This window comes from Thermostichus sp. OS-CIW-20, assembly GCF_054061455.1.
Map to the genome: position 1 here is coordinate 81,691 of NZ_JBSSEF010000006.1, position 18,831 is coordinate 100,521.

The 18,831-nt window shown below is 61.7% G+C and carries 15 protein-coding genes, 1 tRNA gene and 1 pseudogene; 6 read left to right on the forward strand and 11 right to left on the reverse strand.

What is annotated here, in order from left to right; translation table 11 throughout:
- Positions 1-53 precede the first annotated feature (53 nt).
- Both ACVWXC_RS04335 and ACVWXC_RS04340 read right to left on the reverse strand, forming a co-directional pair.
- Positions 54-257, reverse strand: a complete 204-nt coding sequence (locus ACVWXC_RS04335) for a hypothetical protein (RefSeq protein WP_011429640.1) — start codon at positions 255-257, stop codon at positions 54-56.
- A gap of 30 nt (positions 258-287) precedes the next feature.
- Complete coding sequence (locus ACVWXC_RS04340) at positions 288-1,472, reverse strand: NAD(P)H-quinone oxidoreductase subunit H (RefSeq protein ID WP_011429641.1); 1,185 nt, start codon at positions 1,470-1,472, stop codon at positions 288-290.
- A 167-nt stretch (positions 1,473-1,639) separates the two neighbouring features.
- Here ACVWXC_RS04340 and ACVWXC_RS04345 point away from each other — a divergent pair, with 167 nt between their 5' ends.
- Positions 1,640-1,957, forward strand: coding sequence for a DUF3288 family protein (locus ACVWXC_RS04345; RefSeq protein WP_011429642.1), 318 nt, complete (start codon positions 1,640-1,642; stop codon positions 1,955-1,957).
- Between the two features lie 91 nt (positions 1,958-2,048).
- On the opposite strand, the gene ACVWXC_RS04350 is transcribed toward ACVWXC_RS04345, so the two are convergent.
- Together ACVWXC_RS04350 and ACVWXC_RS04355 are read right to left on the reverse strand one after the other, a co-directional pair.
- Positions 2,049-2,606, reverse strand: coding sequence for a carboxymuconolactone decarboxylase family protein (locus ACVWXC_RS04350; RefSeq protein ID WP_011429643.1), 558 nt, complete (start codon positions 2,604-2,606; stop codon positions 2,049-2,051).
- Positions 2,607-2,679: 73 nt separating this feature from the next.
- The gene (locus ACVWXC_RS04355) at positions 2,680-2,931 is read right to left on the reverse strand and encodes a hypothetical protein (RefSeq protein WP_011429644.1); all 252 of its coding nucleotides are present in this window, start codon (positions 2,929-2,931) and stop codon (positions 2,680-2,682) included.
- 71 nt (positions 2,932-3,002) lie between these two features.
- Here ACVWXC_RS04355 and ureG point away from each other — a divergent pair.
- From ureG to ACVWXC_RS04375, 4 genes and pseudogenes are all read left to right on the forward strand, one after another.
- Positions 3,003-3,645, forward strand: a pseudogene (gene ureG / locus ACVWXC_RS04360) (urease accessory protein UreG).
- Positions 3,642-4,445 (forward strand): urease accessory protein UreD, encoded by an 804-nt coding sequence (locus tag ACVWXC_RS04365; RefSeq protein WP_099812369.1) that lies wholly within the window; start codon positions 3,642-3,644, stop codon positions 4,443-4,445. The pseudogene ureG and the gene ACVWXC_RS04365 overlap by 4 nt, the downstream one beginning before the upstream one ends.
- A 37-nt stretch (positions 4,446-4,482) precedes the next feature.
- Positions 4,483-5,997, forward strand: a complete 1,515-nt coding sequence (locus ACVWXC_RS04370; protein ID WP_099812368.1) for a hypothetical protein — start codon at positions 4,483-4,485, stop codon at positions 5,995-5,997.
- Between the two features lie 49 nt (positions 5,998-6,046).
- Positions 6,047-6,126 (forward strand) — tRNA-Leu (locus ACVWXC_RS04375).
- Positions 6,127-6,450: 324 nt separating this feature from the next.
- Here ACVWXC_RS04375 and ACVWXC_RS04380 read toward each other — a convergent pair.
- The 4 genes from ACVWXC_RS04380 to ACVWXC_RS04395 all read right to left on the reverse strand — a co-directional run bounded on the left by ACVWXC_RS04380 (position 6,451) and on the right by ACVWXC_RS04395 (position 11,664).
- Positions 6,451-8,193 carry an ArnT family glycosyltransferase gene (locus tag ACVWXC_RS04380; RefSeq protein ID WP_457391349.1) on the reverse strand — a complete coding sequence of 581 codons (1,743 nt, stop codon included), beginning with the start codon at positions 8,191-8,193 and terminating at the stop codon, positions 6,451-6,453.
- 426 nt (positions 8,194-8,619) lie between these two features.
- Positions 8,620-10,059 (reverse strand): signal recognition particle-docking protein FtsY, encoded by a 1,440-nt coding sequence (gene ftsY / locus ACVWXC_RS04385; RefSeq protein WP_457391318.1) that lies wholly within the window; start codon positions 10,057-10,059, stop codon positions 8,620-8,622.
- Between the two features lie 90 nt (positions 10,060-10,149).
- Positions 10,150-10,998: a formyltetrahydrofolate deformylase gene (purU, locus tag ACVWXC_RS04390; RefSeq protein WP_099884195.1), complete on the reverse strand. Its 849-nt coding sequence runs from the start codon at positions 10,996-10,998 to the stop codon at positions 10,150-10,152.
- Between the two features lie 318 nt (positions 10,999-11,316).
- The gene (locus ACVWXC_RS04395) at positions 11,317-11,664 is read right to left on the reverse strand and encodes a TatA/E family twin arginine-targeting protein translocase (protein ID WP_099884193.1); all 348 of its coding nucleotides are present in this window, start codon (positions 11,662-11,664) and stop codon (positions 11,317-11,319) included.
- A 192-nt stretch (positions 11,665-11,856) separates the two neighbouring features.
- Here ACVWXC_RS04395 and secA point away from each other — a divergent pair, with 192 nt between their 5' ends.
- Positions 11,857-14,721, forward strand: coding sequence for a preprotein translocase subunit SecA (gene secA / locus ACVWXC_RS04400; protein WP_457391321.1), 2,865 nt, complete (start codon positions 11,857-11,859; stop codon positions 14,719-14,721).
- An 82-nt stretch (positions 14,722-14,803) separates the two neighbouring features.
- Here the strand turns inward: secA and ACVWXC_RS04405 are convergent, their stop codons facing one another.
- From ACVWXC_RS04405 to ACVWXC_RS04415, 3 genes are read right to left on the reverse strand one after another with little or no spacing between them, the layout of a single operon-like run.
- Positions 14,804-15,562, reverse strand: coding sequence for a PspA/IM30 family protein (locus tag ACVWXC_RS04405; RefSeq protein WP_457391323.1), 759 nt, complete (start codon positions 15,560-15,562; stop codon positions 14,804-14,806).
- 34 nt (positions 15,563-15,596) lie between these two features.
- Complete coding sequence (locus ACVWXC_RS04410) at positions 15,597-16,307, reverse strand: polysaccharide deacetylase family protein (RefSeq protein ID WP_457391325.1); 711 nt, start codon at positions 16,305-16,307, stop codon at positions 15,597-15,599.
- Positions 16,308-16,316: 9 nt separating this feature from the next.
- Positions 16,317-18,824 (reverse strand): DUF3656 domain-containing U32 family peptidase, encoded by a 2,508-nt coding sequence (locus tag ACVWXC_RS04415; protein ID WP_457391327.1) that lies wholly within the window; start codon positions 18,822-18,824, stop codon positions 16,317-16,319.
- Positions 18,825-18,831: the final 7 nt, after the last annotated feature.

Consider the following 18,831-nt stretch of genomic DNA (forward strand, 5'->3'; position numbering starts at 1 on the left):
GTGGCTCCCTAGAGACGGTGAGTCAAAAAAGGCACTGGAGTCTGTGGATCTAACTAGGCTTTGCCGTTGGGATCCGACTGAGGGGGACGGTGGCGGCGGCGCAGCTCCTGCTGAATGATGGCCTGCAGGCGGGCGTCGGATAACTCTTCGGCGCGGCGGCGCCTTTCTTCTTGGTACTTGGCCCATTGCTTGGGACCGATAATCGCGGCAATAGTTACGACAATCAGGAGCGGCAGAAGCAAGATCGCCCAGGCCATCGCCCTTGTCCTCCCTTTCCTACGAGTATCTTAGCGATCCACCTCCCCCATAATGATGTCGATGCTGCCCAAGATGGCGATCATGTCGGCCACCTTCATGCCGCGAATGAGCTGAGGCAACACCTGCAGGTTGACAAAGCCGGGTGGACGGATCTTCCAGCGCCACGGACAGACGTTGTCGTCGCCGACGATGTAAATGCCCAGCTCCCCTTTGGCGCTCTCCACCCGTACGTAGGCCTCTCCTTTGGGGATCTTGAAGTTGGCCGAGGGCTTTTTGCTGATGAACTGGTAGTCGCCCTTGTTCCACTCCGACTTTGGCCCCTCCAGCATGCGCTTGGCTTCCAGATTTTCAAAGGGGCCACCGGGCAGGGCCTTCACCGCCTGCTGCACAATTTTGCAGGACTCGCGCATCTCCTTCATGCGCACTCGATAGCGGGCCAGGCAATCCCCCTCTGGGTAAACCGCCACCTCCCAGTCGAAGTCGTCGTAGCACTCGTAGTGATCCACCTTGCGCAGATCCCAGTTGACGCCGCAGGCCCGCAGCATGGGCCCAGACAGGCCCCAGTTGATGGCATCTTGCTTGGAGATGACCCCTATCCCTTCCAGCCGCCGGCGGAAGATGGGGTTGTCGGTAACCAGCCGCTCGTACTCATCTACCTTGGGCAGGAAGTACTCGCAAAAATCGAGGCATTTTTCCGTCCAGCCGTAGGGCAGATCCACCGCCACGCCCCCGACGCGGAAGTAGTTGTTGTTGATGAGGCGCATGCCGGTGACGGCTTCAAACAAATCCAAGATCCACTCCCGCTCCCGCATGGCGTAGAGGAAGGGGGTTTGGGCGCCCAGGTCGGCCAAGAAGGGGCCAAACCAGAGCAGGTGGTTGGTGATGCGGGTCAGCTCCAACATGATCACCCGCAGGTAGCTGGCCCGCCGGGGCACCGGGATCCCAGCCAGTTTCTCGACGGCGTTGACGGTGATGGCCTCGTTGAACATGCCGGCACCGTAGTCCCAGCGGGAGACGTAGGGCAGGTACTGCACCACGGTGCGGTTTTCGGCAATTTTTTCCATGCCGCGGTGCAGATAGCCAATCACCGGCTCGCAGTCGACGATGTTTTCGCCATCGAGGGTGACCAGCAGGCGCAAGACCCCGTGCATAGAAGGATGGTGCGGCCCAAAGTTGAGCAGCATCCGGTCAGTACGGGTCTCGATCATGGGCATGGGCATGGCCGCCGCCTCCGCAACTGAAGAATGTTTATGGTCTGCAACATTTGCAGTATAGCGGCTTTCCCGCGGTTCCTCGAGCTCTCGGGCCATCAGGGATCCCAATTCTTGCTATTGAGGAGCTCTTGATGACTCAGCTAACGTGAAAAAAAGGAGGGAGAGCAATGGCTGGTTCCCCTACAAACAGCTCCTCTCGACGGGAGCAGCAGCATCCGCAATACGACACCGATCGGGCTCTTCTCAACGAGCTGATGGCCCAAGTGCAGGAGAGCCCCCCCTCGGATTGGGTGCTGGCCGAAGTGGCCCGTCTGCGCATCCGCTACCACGGCTTTCCCGGCGCCTGGGATCTGCAGCGGGATTTGGATCAGATCTTGGAACAGTGGGGCCTGAGCGAAGAGGAGCTGTTTGCCCGCACCCGCCAGATCCACGCCCGCGGCCAGGTCTACGGCCGCAGCTTCAGTACACGGGATGACTGGGCCTAGGCAGCAGCCTTTATGGAAGGGTGTCTATCCTTCTGCCCCCTTTTTTGGCAAAAGAGGGGAGTTCCTCCATCCTTCATCAGCACCTGGGAAACTAGGAAGCCTGGAGCTGCTCGGCAAAGATGGGATCCAGAGGCACATCCAAAGCGGCGATGACCTTGGTCCAGAAGTTCATAAAGCCAATCCAGGCCGAGAGCTCCACCAGATCTTCGTCTGACCAAATGGTTTTGAGGCGGGCAAAGAAGCTGTCGGTCACCACCATGCTGGGCACGGTCATGCGCTCGGCGTACTCGATGGCCAGCTTCTCGGCTTCGGTGTAGAGGGCGCTGGTGCGGGCCTGGGCCACCGCGGCAATTTTGGCCGGGGAGGCGCCGTGTTTTTGCGCCTGCAGGGTGTGGTAGGGCAGGCAGTAGTGGCGGCAGCCGTTGATCTGGGCAATGCGGATGCTGACCAGCTCTTTTAGCTCCTCGGGCAGGTTGGGGTTGTCGGTGTGCAGCGCTCCGTACAGGTTCATCACCGCCCGCATCAGCTGCGGCTTGTGGGCCATTACCTGTAGCGGGTTGAGGGCGGTGCCATAGGTTTTTTCTAGGCTTTCGTAAACCTTCTGCAGTTGCTTGTCGGCTTTTTCCGGAGGAACAGGAGGGATCCGCATGGATGATCTATAAAAAATTGCAGCATTCTCGACTTTAGCGCGTTTGGGGGATATCTCCTCCTGCCCGCCACAACTAATTGCCCAAGGACTGCTCGAGGGCTTCTACCTGCTGTTGGGTAGCTGTAGCCCCTTGGTTGAGGGTTTGCTGGAGCTGTTCCCGCGATTGGTAGATCTGCAGCGGCCCTCCCTGGGGGATCCCTTGCTGGGCGGCTTCTGGGCTGGCCTGCTCTGGACTTGGCTCTGAACTGAGCGGGTTGCGGTAGAGCCGGTTCACCACCAGAAAGCCCACCAGCACTACGGCAGTTGCCACCAAAAGTCGAACCATACCCGGATCCCTTGCAAGCGTCTAGTTCTAGAATGCCCAAAAAGAGTATCAGGTATCAGAGGTCGGGCAAAATGGCGCAGACTGCTCAGCCGGTGCGGGTTGGCATTGGCGGCCCGATGGGATCCGGGAAGACCGCCCTGGTGGAAAAGCTCTGTCTGGCACTGCGGGATCCCTTGTCTTTGGCCGTGGAGACTAATATACCCGCGAAGATGCCGAGTTTTTGGTGCGGGCCAAGGCGCTGGCGGCGGAGCGGATCATCGGCGTGGAGACCGGCGGCTGTCCCCACACGGCCATTCGGGAAGACGCCTCCCTCAACCTCGATGCCATTCAGGAGCTGGAGCGCCGCTTCTGTCCCCTGAATCCCATCTTGGTGGAATCGGGAGGGGATAACTTGGCGGCCACCTTCAGCCCAGAGCTGGTGGATGCCTGCATCTATGTTATTGATGTGGCCGAAGGGGACAAGATCCCGCGCAAGGGGGGCCGGGGATCACCCGCTCCGACCTGCTGGTGATCAACAGGATCGACCTGGCGCCCTATGTGGGGGCGGACTTGGGGGTGATGGAACGGGATGCCCGCCGCATGCGGGGAGACAGGCCCTTTGTCTTTACCAACCTGCGCACGGGCGAGGGACTGGATCAGATCCTAAGCTGGCTGAAGCGGGAGGTGCTCTTTTGCCCCATCCAGGCTAACTCCCCCTCTGTAAGCCGCCTGTGACCTTCGGCAAGGCCCTCTTGAAGATCAGCCGCCAAGGCGAACATGCCCGCATTTGGGAGTATTCTCAGGCCCCCCTGCAATGGCTGGGATCCCCCGGTGAGCCGCCCCTCTATTACCTGCGCAACCCCAACGGCGGCCTGCTGGGCGGGGATCGCCACCGCATCGCGATCGAGCTGGGGGCAGGCGCAGGGCTGGCAATTCGCACCCAGGGGGCAACCCGCCTCCACCCCGGCCTGATCCGGCAACAGGCCAAGGTCAAGCTGGCCCCCACCAGCCAACTGATCTGGATCCCTCACCCGACCATTCCCGGCGCAGGAGCAGACTTCCGCCAACAGGTGCAGATCGAGCTGGATCCCAGTGCCCGCCTGGCCTATGCCGAGATCTGGACGGCCGGGCGGCTGGCCATGGGGGAATGCTGGCAGTTTCGGCGCCTTTCCAGCAGCTTGCGGGTTTGGGTCGCTGCCGGGAGCCCATCTGCTAGCCGCCAGAAAAAGCTCTGGCTGCAAGAACACATCGATCTCCGCTTTCCCCACCAGCATGTCTCCACCGCGTCGGTGCTGGGATCCCATCTCTGCTGGGGATCCCTGTATTTGCTGGGGGACTGGCCGGAACCCACTTGGCCGACCGTTCACGTCAGCGGGACAGAATCCCCACACTGGCTGGTCAAGTCTCCGGATCCCGTCTGTCAGGGCTGGATCCTGCGCCAGGTGGGGCCACAGGCAGAGGCCATCTGGCAGCAGTTCGGCCAGGTTGTGCAACAGCTTGCCGCGGCCCAGAGAAGCTCAAGCCAGGGGTGGTAGGCTAGGGCTGGCTTCACCCGACCCGTTGCCCGAGATCATGAACGCGGCCCGACGCATTATCAAACGTTCTGTTCGCAAGGGACGAAGTCGCTGGCTGCTCCTCTACGAAAGAGGAATGGCTCTGCTGGCCCTGGGCAACCTGTGCTGGGTGCTCTTCGACCTCAGCTACGTGCCCTGGCGGGACTTTTGGCTCCAGGGGCGGGTGCAGATCTTCGGCGCCTTTGGCCCTCCCATTCCCCTGCCCATCCTCTCCCAACAGACCAGCCGCTCCCCGGTAACCGACCTGTATGACCCGGTGAAAGGCATTGAGCCCAACCCGGAAACCCAGCGCTACTTGGCCCTGGTGGATGAGCTGCGCCAGGTCACCCTGCGCTTTGGGGTGGAGTCGGAAGCGGCGGCGCCGCTCCTGGCCCGCTTGCGGCAACTGAGCGACGAGATGATCGAGACCAACCCCTTTCAGGCCGCCAACAAAACCGGCCAGTTTGTGCGCATCCTCAACTTGATGCGGGAGCACATCCCCGGAGCCGACTCGGCCAGGGCCGCCTTCGCCCGCTTCTGGACTGCCGAATACTTGGCCAGCGTCGATCCCAAAGACGGGATCGAATTTTTCCAGGCCCGGCTGCGCCCCCTCTTCGAGACCAACTACTCCCGCCCCATCGGCGAGAGCGGCAGCCCCGTGGACTTTTTTCCGCTGCTGGATTTTCCCTTTGTGTTGCTGTTTGGGCTGGAATTTGTCCTGCGCACGGTGGCCATCAGCCGCCGCTACACCGGCGTCAATTGGCTGGATGCCATGCTCTGGCGCTGGTACGATGTGCTGCTGCTGTTGCCCTTTTGGCGCTGGCTGCGGGTGATCCCCGTCACCATCCGGCTGGGACAGGCGCAGTTGCTGGATCTGGAGCGGGTCCGGGCCCAGGTAAGCCAGGGCTTTGTCACCAACTTCGCCGAAGACCTGACCGAGGTCATCGTCGTGCGGGTGATCAACCAAATCCAGGCATCCATCCAGCGGGGATCCCTGCCCCTGCTGCCGGCAGCCGATCCCTCCCGCAGCTACATCGACCTCAACGAGATCAACGAGCTGGAAGCCATTGCCAACCTGGTTTTTCGCACCGTCCTCTACCGCGTCTTGCCCCAGGTTCAGCCGGAGGTGGAGCAATGGCTCCGCTACAACCTGGATGGCCTGCTCAAACAACTCCCCGCCCTGCAAACCCTGGAACGGCTGCCCGGCCTCGGATCCCTGCCCAGCCAACTGACGGAGCGCCTGGCCGGCGAGCTGACCACCACCACCTACAAAGCCTTGACCAACAGCTTCGAGGATCCCGTCGGCTCCAAGCTGGTGGCCCAACTGTTGCGGCGATTTGGCGAAGTCTTGGCAGGTGAACTTACCCAGCAACATGCTCTGGATGAGATCCGCTCCCTGCTGCAAGACTTGCTGGAAGAGATCAAGATCAACTACGTAGAGCGCCTCTCCCAGGAAGATCTGGAGGAGGTGATGGAGCAAACCCGCAAGCTGCGGCAAAAAGCCCAGCAACTCGAGCAAGCCCCCGGCGCGTAGGGGTGGTTGACGAGGTTTCGCCGGTTCAGTAGGATAATGGTTCAAGCCTGGGCGAGTGGCGGAACTGGTAGACGCACCGCACTCAAAATGCGGCGGGAAACCGTGTCGGTTCGAATCCGACCTTGCCCATGGCAAAGCGACTCTAGCCTTGGCGTTTGCTCTTGAGAAGGAGCTGCCTCCATCGACAGGATCCCACTCCGGCAACTGGCTTTTCCGAGCTGCGTAAACTACCCGGCTCCGACCGCCCCCCCTTCCCTCCCAACCCCCCGTATACGGGGGGCAGGGGGATTGAGGGGGGTACAGTGCGGGGCTGCTGCGGCTTCTAGCTGAGGGGTTCCGGTTAGATGGCAGCCCAGAAGCCTGCAAAGCCGTGAAGGGTACCTTGCCGATTGCCTGGGGAACCTGGGCTCCTTTGGGGGATGGCAAGCTGGCGGTGGCCTTTGGGGTCTTTTGCTAGGGAGAGGGAGAAAGCTCCCCGCCGGCTGATCCCAAGCGGCGCACCAGTTGCCAACCCTCTACCTCGGCCAAAGGCTGCAGCCCCAAATCCTGGAGCGATAGCTGCTGAGCTTGGACGGGAGAGACCCACAGGTAATCCCCATGTTCTCCTGCTTGCAGGGCGGCGTCATCCACCCATCGCCCTGGGTTGGGGGTGTAAAAGGCGATGGCCTGGGCCTGACAGACATCTGGCAGACCACTGCGGCCAATGTCCACTACGGGGAAATCGCCCTTGTCAGAGCCCAGCATCTGTTTCCAGTCCAGCTGGGCAAAGGCAGGATTGAAATTGCCGAAGTCAGGCCGCAGGACAATGCTGACCATGGTGAGGATGCTGGCAGCTAGAAGCGTGCCCACCCAGAGTTCGCCGGCATAGTGCAGCACCCGCCGCCAGCTCCAGAGCACCGGCAAGAGCAGATACAACAGGCCGATTGCCACCAACGACCAGGCATGGGGTTGGAGCAGCTCCAGTCCCTCGACGTCCCGCCTGACGGCCACCCCCAAACCCAAAAGCAGCGTCCCCACCGCCGCCAGCCCCCAGGAGAGCACCTGGGCTAGGGGGGGTTTGTTTCGCCGAGAACCTCGTCCCGCTGTTGCCACCGAGCCGGTGCGGAGCGGAAACGGCAGAGCTTGATCGAGGACTACCCCCGCCAGGAGAGCCAGCCAGGGATAGAGCTGTACCGTGTAGTAGGGGGTTTTGGTGGGGTAGAGCTGCAAGAGCAAAAACAACAGCAGGGGGAAAGACCAAACCAGCAGGGTGGATCCCGGCTTTTGCCGCAGCAGCAGCCAGCCTCCCACCAAGGCCAAAACTGTCCAAGGGAAGCCATGGATCGGGATGTGCCAAAAGTAGTACCAGCCGCTGGCATCGGCATGGAAAGGTTCTCGCCCCAGATCCCACACCTTCCCCACCAAGGTGGTCAGCACCTTTGTGCCGTACACCCCCATGGCCGGCACCAGCCAGAGGCCGAAGATCCCCAGGCCCAGGCCAATTGCCAGCCAAAATTGGGCAGATCCCAGCCAGTGCCGCCGCTGCTGCCACAAGTAGGGGATCAAAGCCACCGCCGGCAGCAGGATCATGGCGCTCTTCATCAAAAGGCCCAGCCCAAAGGCCACTCCCGCCAACCAAAACCAGCGCCGGTGGCCGCGGCTGCCGTTGACCAGGGCCAGGATCCCCAAGAGCTCCAGACAGGTCAAGGGCACATCCTGCCCCACCAGCCGCCCCTGCTGCACCCAGAGGTAGCAGAGGGGCAAAACCGCCATGCCCAAGAGGGCCGCCCGGGTTGGCAAAAAGGCTCGCCCAATCCAGCCCACCAGAGGAATAGAAAGCAGAGCCGCCAGGATCCCGGGCAGCCGCGCCGCCCACTCGTTTACGCCATAAAGGGCAAAGCTGAGGGCCACGCTCCAGGTGAGCAGAGGGGGTTTCTCGAAAAAAGGCTCCCCCAAAAAAGTCGGCCCCAGCCAGTTGCTCCCCCGCAGCAGCTCGCGGGCCATCTGGGCATAAAAGCTCTCGTCGCAGCCGGCCAAACTGGGATCCGCCCCCGAGAGCACAAACAGCGGCACTGCCAGGCCCATGATCACCAGGCTCAGGCCCCAAAAGGACAGCAGGTGCGGGTCGCGGCGAAACTGCACAAAAGAGCTGGATCCGGGCAGGGATCCCCCGCCAGGAGAACTGCCCAAACGGTTGGGGTTGCCGAAAGGACGCATGAACAAGCCCTCTGGAACGACACCAAGTAGCCGCTCTGACCAGACTAAACTCTGCGACAAGGGATCTGGCCTTTTTTTAGCGCTACGCACCACTGACGCGAAGGGGAAGCTCCAGGGATCCAGAGGCGCTCTCCAGCTTATCTGCCAGACAGGTCAAGCCCTGAAACCAGCATGGGGTTGCAGGTGCAGTTCGACCATAGTAGAAGTTCTCCCCCGTCGGTGAACTCCCAAAACTCAGCCCTGGTGGATCGCAGCTCTTGGCAGATGCTCTCAACAGCCTCGACAACACCGAGGTGGCCACCAGTTCTTGCAGAGCCTCTGCATCCTTCCCGCCCCCACCGGTTTCAGGCGGCGAGGGCGACGCCCAACCCAATTGGGAGCTGTGGGTATCTCGTTCACGGTGGCTCTGCCCAGCAAGGGGCTGCCTCAATACTCACTTAGCAGAGCTTCCACAAACTCGTAGCTGGAAAAAGGCCGCAGGTCCTCCAGCCCTTCGCCGGCGCCGATAAAGCGGATGGGCAAGTGCATCTGCTGGGTAATGGCCAGGGCAATCCCCCCCTTGGCGGTGCTGTCCAGCTTGGTGAGGATGACGCCGGTTAGCTTGGCCACTTCGGCAAACACCTGGGCCTGGCGCAGGCCGTTTTGCCCTTGGGTGGCATCCAAGACCAAGAGGCTTTCCACCTTGGCTTCGGGAGCTTTCTTGTCAATGATGCGGCGGATCTTGGCCAGCTCCTCCATCAGGTTTTTCTTGTTTTGCAGGCGGCCTGCCGTATCCACCAGCAGCAGCTCCGTACCTCTGGCCTTGGCGGCGTTGATGGCATCAAACACCACGGCTGCCGGGTCGGCATTGGGAGACGGGTTGGCGATGACCTCCACCCCCGCCCGCTCTGCCCAGATCTTGAGCTGCTCTATGGCGGCAGCGCGGAAGGTGTCGGCAGCAGCAATTAGACACTGGTAGCCGGACTGGCGGGCCACATGGGCAATTTTGCCGATGGTGGTGGTCTTGCCCACCCCATTCACGCCCACGATCAGCCAGATGTTGAGCGTGCCCCGCTGCGGCGCAAAGGTGGGATCCCCTACCGTCAGCATCTGCCGCATCTGCTGCTTGAGGTACTTCACCGCCTCCTCTGGGGGCACCACCTCCTCCCGCATGCGTTTTTGCAGGGCCTGGAGGATCTGCTCGGTGGCCTCAACGCCCACATCCGCCTGCAGCAGCATCGTCTCAATGGTTTCGACCGCCTCCCGATCAAGAGGCCCCCGGCCCATTAGAGCCTTTAATTGGTTGATCAGGTTGAGGCGGGTTTTGCCCAGACTCCGCCGCAGCTTTTGCAGCCAGGAGATCTCTTCTACGGAGATCTCTTCGGGCTTGCGCCCTTGGGCTGCCAGGATCTCGGCTGACCAGCGAAAGCCCTCGTCGAAAACCACCTCTTCCGCCGCCGGCTCTGGGGGCGGGGCAGCCACGGCTGCCGCCATTGGCTCCGGTTCCTCCACAGCGGTTGCCTTTAGGGCTTGCAGGCGCTCGGCAGCACGGGGGGCCAGATCAAAGAAGGAGGCCGCAGCAGCCGACTGCTCAGGAGGCGATGGGGGAGAGACTGCCTCAGTTGCTGCAACCGCTGGGGCAGAGCCCTCGCTTGCAGGCGATTCTGCTGCAGGGGTGGCTGGGGAGACAACCTTTGCTTGAGTGGCTTGGGCAGCAGCTCGCGCTTTCAGGTTGGCATAGGCGGCCTTGGCAAAAGCCAAATAGTCCTCCGGCGACATCGCTGCCGACTCTGCCGCTGGGGGAGGCGTCGACTCGGCATTTGGGGGAGAAGATTCTGCTTCGCCCTTGAAGTCGGTGTAGCGACGGCGAAACCAATCGAAGGCCATAATCCCACCTCTACTTTTGTTTTCCAGTTTGGCAGAGCAGCTCTCTTTCGGGAGCGCGGCTCTGCAATCCTGGGGAACGGCGCAGCTCCTTCAAGCGAACACCACAGTCTTGTTGTGGTAGACCAGCACGCGATTTTCCAGGTGATAGCGCACGGCCCGGGCCAGGACTAGGCGCTCCATGTCGCGGCCCTTGCGAATGAGGTCGGCTACTGTGTCGCGGTGACTTACCCGCACCACGTCCTGCTCGATGATCGGCCCTTCGTCCAGCTCCTCGGTGGCGTAGTGGGCGGTGGCGCCGATGATCTTGACGCCCCGCTGGTGGGCGCGCTGGTAGGGGTTGGCGCCGGCAAAGGCAGGCAGGGTGGAGTGGTGAATGTTGATCACCGGCGGCGCCTGGCGGAGCAGCCACCCGCTCAGCACCTGCATGTACTTGGCCAAGACCACCAGGTCAATGCGATATTCCTGCAACAGGGCGAGCTGGCGGGCCTCTGCCTCGGCCTTGTTCTCCGGAGAAACAGGGATGTGGTAGTAGTCAATGCCAAAAGAGCGGGCCAGCGGCTCCAAATCGGGATGGTTGCTGATGATCAAAGGAATCTCCGCCAGCAGCTCCCCAGCCCTCTGCCGCCAGATGAGATCCAGCAGACAGTGGGGCTGCTTGCTAACCCACACCGCAATGCGCCGGCGCGTGTCGGAAAAATGCAGCTCCCAGTTGGCCTGGATCCCGCGGGCAATCCCAGAGAAAGCGGGGACAATCTCCGAGCGTTCCAAGCGAAAGCCCTCTAGGTCCCACTCGATGCGGCTCAGGAACAGCCCTGCCTCGAGATCTGTGTGGTGGTCGGCGTGAAGAATGTTGCCGTCGTAACTGTAGATAAAGTTAGAGAGCTTGGCTACCAGCCCTTTTTGATCGGGGCAAGAGACCAACAGGGTGGCCGTGGGCATAGAGGCGCAAAGAGCTCGCCCCTTTACCCTAGGGCCTGGATCGGTCTCCGAGCAAGCACCCCTGGCCAAGGGGTTTCAGTCCTGTCGGTTGATCTCCTGCAACAACCAGGGATCCACCGGCCGACCATCCCAACGCCTGAGGTCGATGCGAATCCCCATCATCGCCGAGGAGCCGGCAGGGGGCAGCTCCTGGTGAGATCTCGGAGTCGGAGGGGTTTTGGCCGTGTTGCCGCAGCCCGGCTGCTACCTCCGCCGGAGCAAAACGAACAGGTGCGTGATCTCCATGCCGAAACAGAGCAGGTTGCAGCGGGGCATAGACTAGGCAGCATCCGCCGTTGACGAGCCCTCGGACGGGGATGCGGCGGCCACAGGCTCTGCTTCGGCAGCCGGCTTTGTGGACGGGTCGGCTGTGCCGGTCGAGTTGGTTTGGGTTGGGGCTGGAGCTGCTGTTTTGGCGCCCTTGGGAGCGGCTGTGCGGGCGGCCTTTTCCAGCTCCTCGGCTTCCTGGGTTAACTGGGCCTCAAACTCTCTGGCGGCATCCTGCAAGCTGCGCAAGGTTTTGGCTAGGGCACGGCCAATCTCCGGCAGCTTGCGCGGCCCAAACACCAAGAGGGCCACCGCAAAGATAACCAGCATTTCCGGCAGTCCAACGCCTAGAAAGTTCATAAGCCCTGGGATCCCTTCGCTTCCCTAGCCTGACATCTTCTTGCCCTTGGCCGCAAGCACTTTCCCCCCTCCAGGGCTTGGGGCTTTCTTGGCAAAGGGCTGTTGCCGTCTTGGCTGGGCTGGCCGGCCAAGCCAATTGGAATGGTAAAATTGCGCTATATCGCTACTTTAATGATTGGCCTAGGCTTGCCCATGCTCCAAATTCTCCAGAAGCTCCTTGGGGATCCCAACGATCGCAAGATCCGCAAGTACCTGCCTGTTGTCAAGCTGATCAACTCGCTGGAGATTGAGATCGCCTCCCTTTCGGATGCGGAGCTCAGGGCCAAGACCACCGAGTTTCGCCAGCGCTTGGATAGAGGGGAGTCCCTCGACGATCTCCTGCCCGAGGCTTTTGCAGTGGTGCGGGAAGCGGCCAAGCGGGTTCTCAACTTGCGCCACTACGATGTGCAGCTCATTGGCGGCATGGTGCTGCACGAGGGCCAGATTGCCGAGATGAAAACTGGCGAAGGGAAAACCCTGGTCGCCACCTTGCCTGCCTATCTCAACGGCCTGACCGGGAAAGGGGTTCACATCGTTACTGTCAACGGCTACTTGGCCCGGCGGGACTCGGAGTGGATGGGGCAGGTGCACCGCTTCCTGGGCCTGACCGTCGGCCTGGTGCAAGAGGGCATGTCCACCGACGAGAAGCGGCGCAGCTACCACTGCGACATCACCTACTGCACCAACAGCGAGCTGGGCTTCGACTACCTGCGGGACAACATGGCCACCGACATCAAAGAGGTGATGCAGCGGCCCTTTAACTACTGCATCATCGACGAGGTGGACTCCATCCTCATCGACGAGGCCCGCACTCCCCTGATCATCTCCGGCCAGATGGCCCGCCCCTCCGAAAAATACCTCAAGGCGGCTCAGGTGGCGCGGGAGCTGATCCGGGACGAGCACTACGAGGTGGACGAAAAAGCCCGCAACGTCATCCTCACCGACGAAGGGTTTGAGGCGGCGGAGCGGCTGCTGGGGGTCTCCGACCTGTTCGATCCCAAGGATCCCTGGGCGCACTTTGTCTTTAATGCAGTGAAGGCCAAGGAGCTCTTCATCCGGGATGTCCACTACATCGTCCGCAACCAAGAGGTGGTGATCGTGGACGAGTTCACCGGGCGGGTGCTCCCCGGTCGCCGCTGGTCGGACGGGCTGCACCAGGCGGTGGAGGCCAAGGAGGGGGTGCCGATTCAAAACGAGAGCCAAACCCTGGCCACCATCACCTACCAAAACCTCTTCCTGCTCTACCCCAAGCTCTCCGGCATGACAGGCACTGCCCGCACCGAGGAAGCCGAGTTCAGCAAAACCTACAACCTAGAAGTCACGGTGATCCCCACCAACCGGCCCATTCGCCGCAAAGATGCCCCCGATTTGGTGTACAAGACCGAAAACGCCAAGTGGAAAGCGGTCGCCGAGGAGATTGCCCACATGCACGCCCAGGGGCGCCCTGTTTTGGTGGGAACCACCAGCGTGGAGAAATCCGAACGCCTCTCGGCCATGCTCAAGGAAATGGGGATCCCCCACAACCTCCTCAACGCCAAGCCAGAAAACGTGGAGCGGGAGGCGGAAATCATCGCCCAGGCAGGACGCAAAGGTGCCGTAACCATTGCTACCAACATGGCTGGGCGGGGCACGGATATTATTTTGGGCGGCAATGCGGAGTACATGGCCCGCCTCAAGCTGCGGGAACGGCTGATGCCCAAGCTGGCCCAACTGGACGCCGACAACCCCCTGGGATCCGTTCCCATGGTGGGACGGGGCGGTGGGCAAGGGTTTGGCGGAACCTCGCCCAAGCCGAAAAAATCCTGGACGGTGGTCTCTCCCAACTTTTACCCCTGTGAGCTGTCGGCCCGCACCAGCCAGGCTTTGGAGGAGGTGGTGGCAGCCGCAGTGGCCAAGTATGGGTTAAACCGCCTGCCGGAGCTGGTGGTGGAAGATCTCATCGCAGTGGCCTCGGAGAAGGCGCCGGTGCAGGATCCCCTGATCTTGCAACTGCGGGAGGTCTACAACAGCATCAAGGCCGAGTACGAAAAGGTCACAGAGGCCGAACACGAGGAGGTGGTGCGGCTGGGGGGCTTGCATGTCATCGGCACGGAGCGCCACGAGTCCCGCCGCATCGACAACCAGTTGCGGGGCCGCGCCGGACGGCAAGGAGACCCTGGCTCCTCGCGCTTTTTCCTCAGCCTAGAAGACAACCTGCTCAAGATCTTCGGTGGCGAGCGGGTGGCCAAGCTGATGGACATGTTCCGGGTAGACGAAGACATGCCCATCGAGCACCCGCTGCTTTCCAGCAGCCTGGAGAACGCGCAGCGCAAGGTGGAAGTGTATTACTTTGACCTGCGCAAACAGGTGTTCGAGTACGACGAGGTAATGAACAACCAGCGGCGGGCCATCTACTCGGAGCGGCGGCGCATCCTGGAAGGGGAGAACCTCAAGACCAAGATCCTGGACTACGTGCGCAAGACCGTTGAGGAGATCGTGCAAGCCCACGTCAACCCGGAGCTGCCGCCGGAGGAGTGGGAAATCGACAAGCTGACGGCCAAGATGCAGGAGTTCGTTCCCCTGCTCAAAGACAACCTCAAGGTTGAGGACTTACGGGATCTCTCCTATCAGGAAATCCTCGACTACCTGATCAAACAGGCGGAGATGGCCTACGAGGCCAAAGAGGCCTTCTTGGATACCTTTGAGCCTGGCCTGATGCGGAAGGCTGAGCGCTTTTTCCTGTTGCAGCAGGTGGACACCCTCTGGCGGGAGCACCTGCAGCAGATGGAGGCCTTGCGGGAAGCGGTGGGCCTACGGGGTTATGGGCAACGGGATCCCCTCATCGAATACAAGAACGAGGGCTACGAGCTGTTCCTGGAGATGATGGACAACATCCGCCGCAACACGGTCTACAACCTGTTCGTTTTCACGCCCCAGCTCGTGCAAGTGCCACAGGTGGCACAAACCGTCCCGGCGCAGGCAGTGGCTGCCAGCCCCGAGACCGGTGGGGTGGTGGAGGCCGATTTCGCCGAGGACTAGGTTTACCCTATCTCCTGGGAACGACACCTCAGCGTAAGGAAAAGCCCCGACAAGGCGGAGCAATAGCCAGAAGGGATCCCCACTATTGGGGAAGCCGCTTCTCGAAGTCCAGATCCGGCAAGGGCATCTTGGCGGGGCTGCCTCCCTGGCCACTGAGCATAGCTAGGCGGCGGGAGATCTCGTCCTCAAGAGCCATTTCGTCAAGCTGGGCGGCAAGTTGCTCGCTGCGATCCTCGGAGAGCTCGCTGAGGGCGTGGACCTTGAGCTGGCGAGCCTGGATGGCGTTCTTGGCCGCCTCAAATTGGGACTTGGCCGAGTCAATGCTGTAGGCGTTGTTAACGCGGGTCATCTGTTCAAGGGCTTTGTTCACCTCGTAGATGTCTTTGAGGTTGCTCAGCTCGCGCTTGTAGAGGGCCAGACGCTCTTTTTCCCGGGCCAGCTTTTCCTTGGCAGCCTTGACATAGCGCTCAGCAGTTTCCACTTGTTCCTTGAGCGGGCCAAGAGCGGCCTCAATGCGCAGGGCTTCGGCCATAGCTAGGCGAGCGGCTTCTTGATCCCCCCGTTGCATAGCCAGGCGAGCCTTGTTCTCCAGCGCCTGGTACTCCCGCACCTTTTGCACGTACTTTTGCTCGGCCCGCTGGTAGGCAGCTACCTGGGTGGCGACGGCTTCGGTGAGACGCTGCACAGTCTCCTGCATGGTTCGCACCGATTCTTCGGCCACCGCCACTGCCTCTGCCCCGCCTTTTTCCACCGGCAGCCCCCAAAGCCAATTCCACGTGCCCACGATGAGGCTGCCGGCTCGCTGCCCGAAAATGCCGTAGATGATCTTGCGCACGCCCATGGCTTGCCCTCCCTATCGCTGCCTTTCACTGTATTCAATTTCCTCTGCAACTGGGAAGCTTGCCAGAAAGGGGCAGGCGGACAAAGTCAAACCCCTGCTCCCGCAAAGCCGGGATCAAACGGCGGACTACCTCGGCTACCTGAGATCCCCCCTGGACGCCGTCGTGGAGCACAATCAGGGAGCCGGGCCGCACTTGGTTGAGCACCCGCTCCACCACCACGGCCACCGGCGGGCAGAGCCAATCCTCCGGCACCACACTCCACATCACCGGTAGATACCCCCAGGAGCGCAAGTCGGTTAGCGTCCGGGGCCAGAAGAGACCGTTGGGGGGGCGCACGGCCCGATACTCTTCTGGGGTGCCGCCACAGGCAGCCACGAGGGTATCCTGGCTGCGTCGCAAGCTCTGTAGCAGTTCGCCTCGGCTAAGCTGGGTAAACGAGCGGTGCTGCCAGCCGTGCAGGCCAATGCCGTGGCTCTGTTGGCGGATTTTCCGGGCCAGGTGGGGCCAGCGCTGCACCCGTTCCCCCAACACAAAGAAGGTGGCTGGTACCTGAAACTCCTGTAAAACTTGCAACAGGGTCGGCGTGTATTCAGGGTGAGGGCCATCGTCAAAGGTAAGGGCCACCTGTCGCTTCTGAGGATCTGGCGGTAAGTCCCAGAGAGCCTCAGGAAAAAGGGTCTTGAGGCCCTGCTGCAGAAGGGGGTAGAGGGCAGAGGGGAGGATCTGCGGCGGCCAAAAGGGCATAGATTGACCTCAACTTTCCAGAGAGCCCCTTGTTACCCCCAACTGGCTGTACAGCTTTAGCTCCCGCCACAGTTGAGAGCCACTCATCTGGCCCTGGAGGAGCTGTTGATAGCAGCGTAGGGTTTGCTGAACCTGCTCGGCAGACTCCTGCAAGAACTCAATGCGCAGATATCGCAACCCCAGCGCCAGGAGCTGCGACACATATTCTGCCCCAGTTTGGGCTTTGCCATTGTAGAGGGTGTTGCGGCAGCCAGCATCCGCTTTCAAAATGTGCTCCACATTGGCCCTATCCCTCAGCCTTACTTCGTGCTTTTCGCAGGGGCGGCCACAGTTGGTGTAATCCGTGCCACTGGACAAAAAGGCGCAGAAGACGCAGTGCTCCATGTGGAACATGGGCATGTGCTGGTGGATAGTAACCTCGTACCAGTGGGCGGGGCCGGCCTCCAGCAGGGATCCCAGTTGCTCGTGGTTGAGGTCATAGGAGGCGGTCAGGCGCTCCAGGCGGTAGCGGGTTTTCAAGTAATGGGCGGCGAGGGGATTGGCCACGTTCAAGGAAAAATCGCCAATGCAGCGCTGGTTGGCAAAAAAGCGCAGGTGGTCGTAGTTGCGCACCAGGTAGCCATCGGCTCCTGCCGCCAACACTTGTTTTAAAATCCAGGTCTCTCCCGGCTTGGTGATGCGGGGTGGGGCCGCCCACAGCTCCACCTCAGGGTGAGCAGCTTTGGTAGCGCGGATAACTTCTCGGTAGCGACGGGGATCCTCAAACTCCAGGTAGATCTGCCGGATGCCACAGGCAAGCGCCGCCGGCACCTGCTCCGGCTCCCGCACCAACACCACTAGCTGGGGCGATCCCGGCTCGGCTGGCTCTAGGGGAGGCAGCAGGTCTTGCCAGTGGGCGTCAGGATTGAGCTGCCAGCGGCGGGGCCGGGCTCGCAGCGCTTGCAACTGCTCCACTGCCTGGCGCCGCATCTGGTTGAGGACGCTGACCGGCAGCATCACCTCCCCCTCCAGGGCGTTGTGCAGGGATCCCAGCCGGAAGGGCGTGCCCCCTAGGCGGCCCAGTTGCTGCCGCAGCTTCTCGTCGGTGAGGGGCTGCTGGCGAGCGGGTTGCAAAGGCAGTGGGGAATCCACCTGCACCACGTGGCCCTCTTCGTCCCGTAGGATCAGGGTCAGTGGCAGTCCAGCCTGGCCGTGCACTTCCAGGTGGATGGGGCGTTGAAAGCGAGGCTGATCCCCGGCATAGCTCTGGCGCAGGCGCTTTTCCAGCTCTGGGTCGCTGGTCTTCCAGAGGCGATCCCCCACCCGCAGGCGTTTGCAGTCAACGGCCCCCCGGGCAAAGCCGAGCCAGGCCAACCCCTGCCTCTCCTGCACGCAGTAAACCCGCCCTCCTTGCTCGGGCAGCTCCGGCTCTCCCTGGTCAAAGACCACCCCATCCCCCGGCTTGAGGGGGGCTTCTAGGCGCACCCCCACCTGATCCCCTTCGATCTTCAGCACCTGCCCCAGGTAAACCCCCCGCTTTTTGCCAAAACGGGCGTGTACCAGCTCCTGGTTGTTGATGCCCCGCAGCCAGCCGGTGGACAAGCCGCGGGAAAAGCTCATCTCCAGCTCATACCATTCCTGGGCTGAGGGCTGCCATGCCTGCCCTGCCCCCAGAGCGTCCAAGGCCCGCCGATAGATGCGCGTTACATTAGCTACATATTCCGGCGATTTCAGGCGGCCTTCAATTTTCAAACAGTGGATCCCCAGCTTGACCAGCTCCGGCAGCACCTCCAGCCCGGCCAGATCCTGGGGGCTGAGCAAATACCGCTTCTCGCCCAAGTCGCGCCGGATCCCGTCCACCACCAGCTCATAGGGCAGGCGACAGGCCTGGGCGCATTCTCCACGGTTGGCCGAGCGTCCTCCCAGGGCTTCGCTGGTCAGACATTGCCCGGAGTAGGCCACGCAGAGGGCCCCATGGACAAACACCTCCAGAGCAATTGGGGATCCCCTCTCTTCCAGATGGGCGCGGATCTTGGCTATTTCCTTGAGGGAACACTCCCGCGCCAGCACCACCACCTCGCAGCCCAGCTCGGCGGCAAACTCAGCTCCCACGCCGCTGGTGACAGTCATCTGCGTCGAGGCGTGGATGGGGAAATCGGGAGAAAGATGCCGAACCAGGCGGGCAATGCCGACATCCTGCACAATGACCGCGTCTACTCCCGCTGCTGTCATCGCGCGGATGTACCGTTCCGCCTCCTCCAGCTCCTCGGGAAAGACCAAGGTATTTAAAGTTACGTAGCCCCGCACCCCGCGCCGGTGCAGCCAGGCCATCAGCTCCGGCAAATCCGCTTCGGTGAAGTTGCGGGCGCGCAGGCGAGCGTTGAACCGTTCCAGCCCGAAATAGATGGCATCGGCTCCGTTTTCCACCGCCGCCTTTGCACACTCCCAATCCCCCGCTGGCGCAAGCAGCAGCGGCAGCTCGGCGGGCAAGGCCGCCGCCAGACGTTCGGTTTTGAGGGAACTTATCGAAGCGCTCATGAGAAGA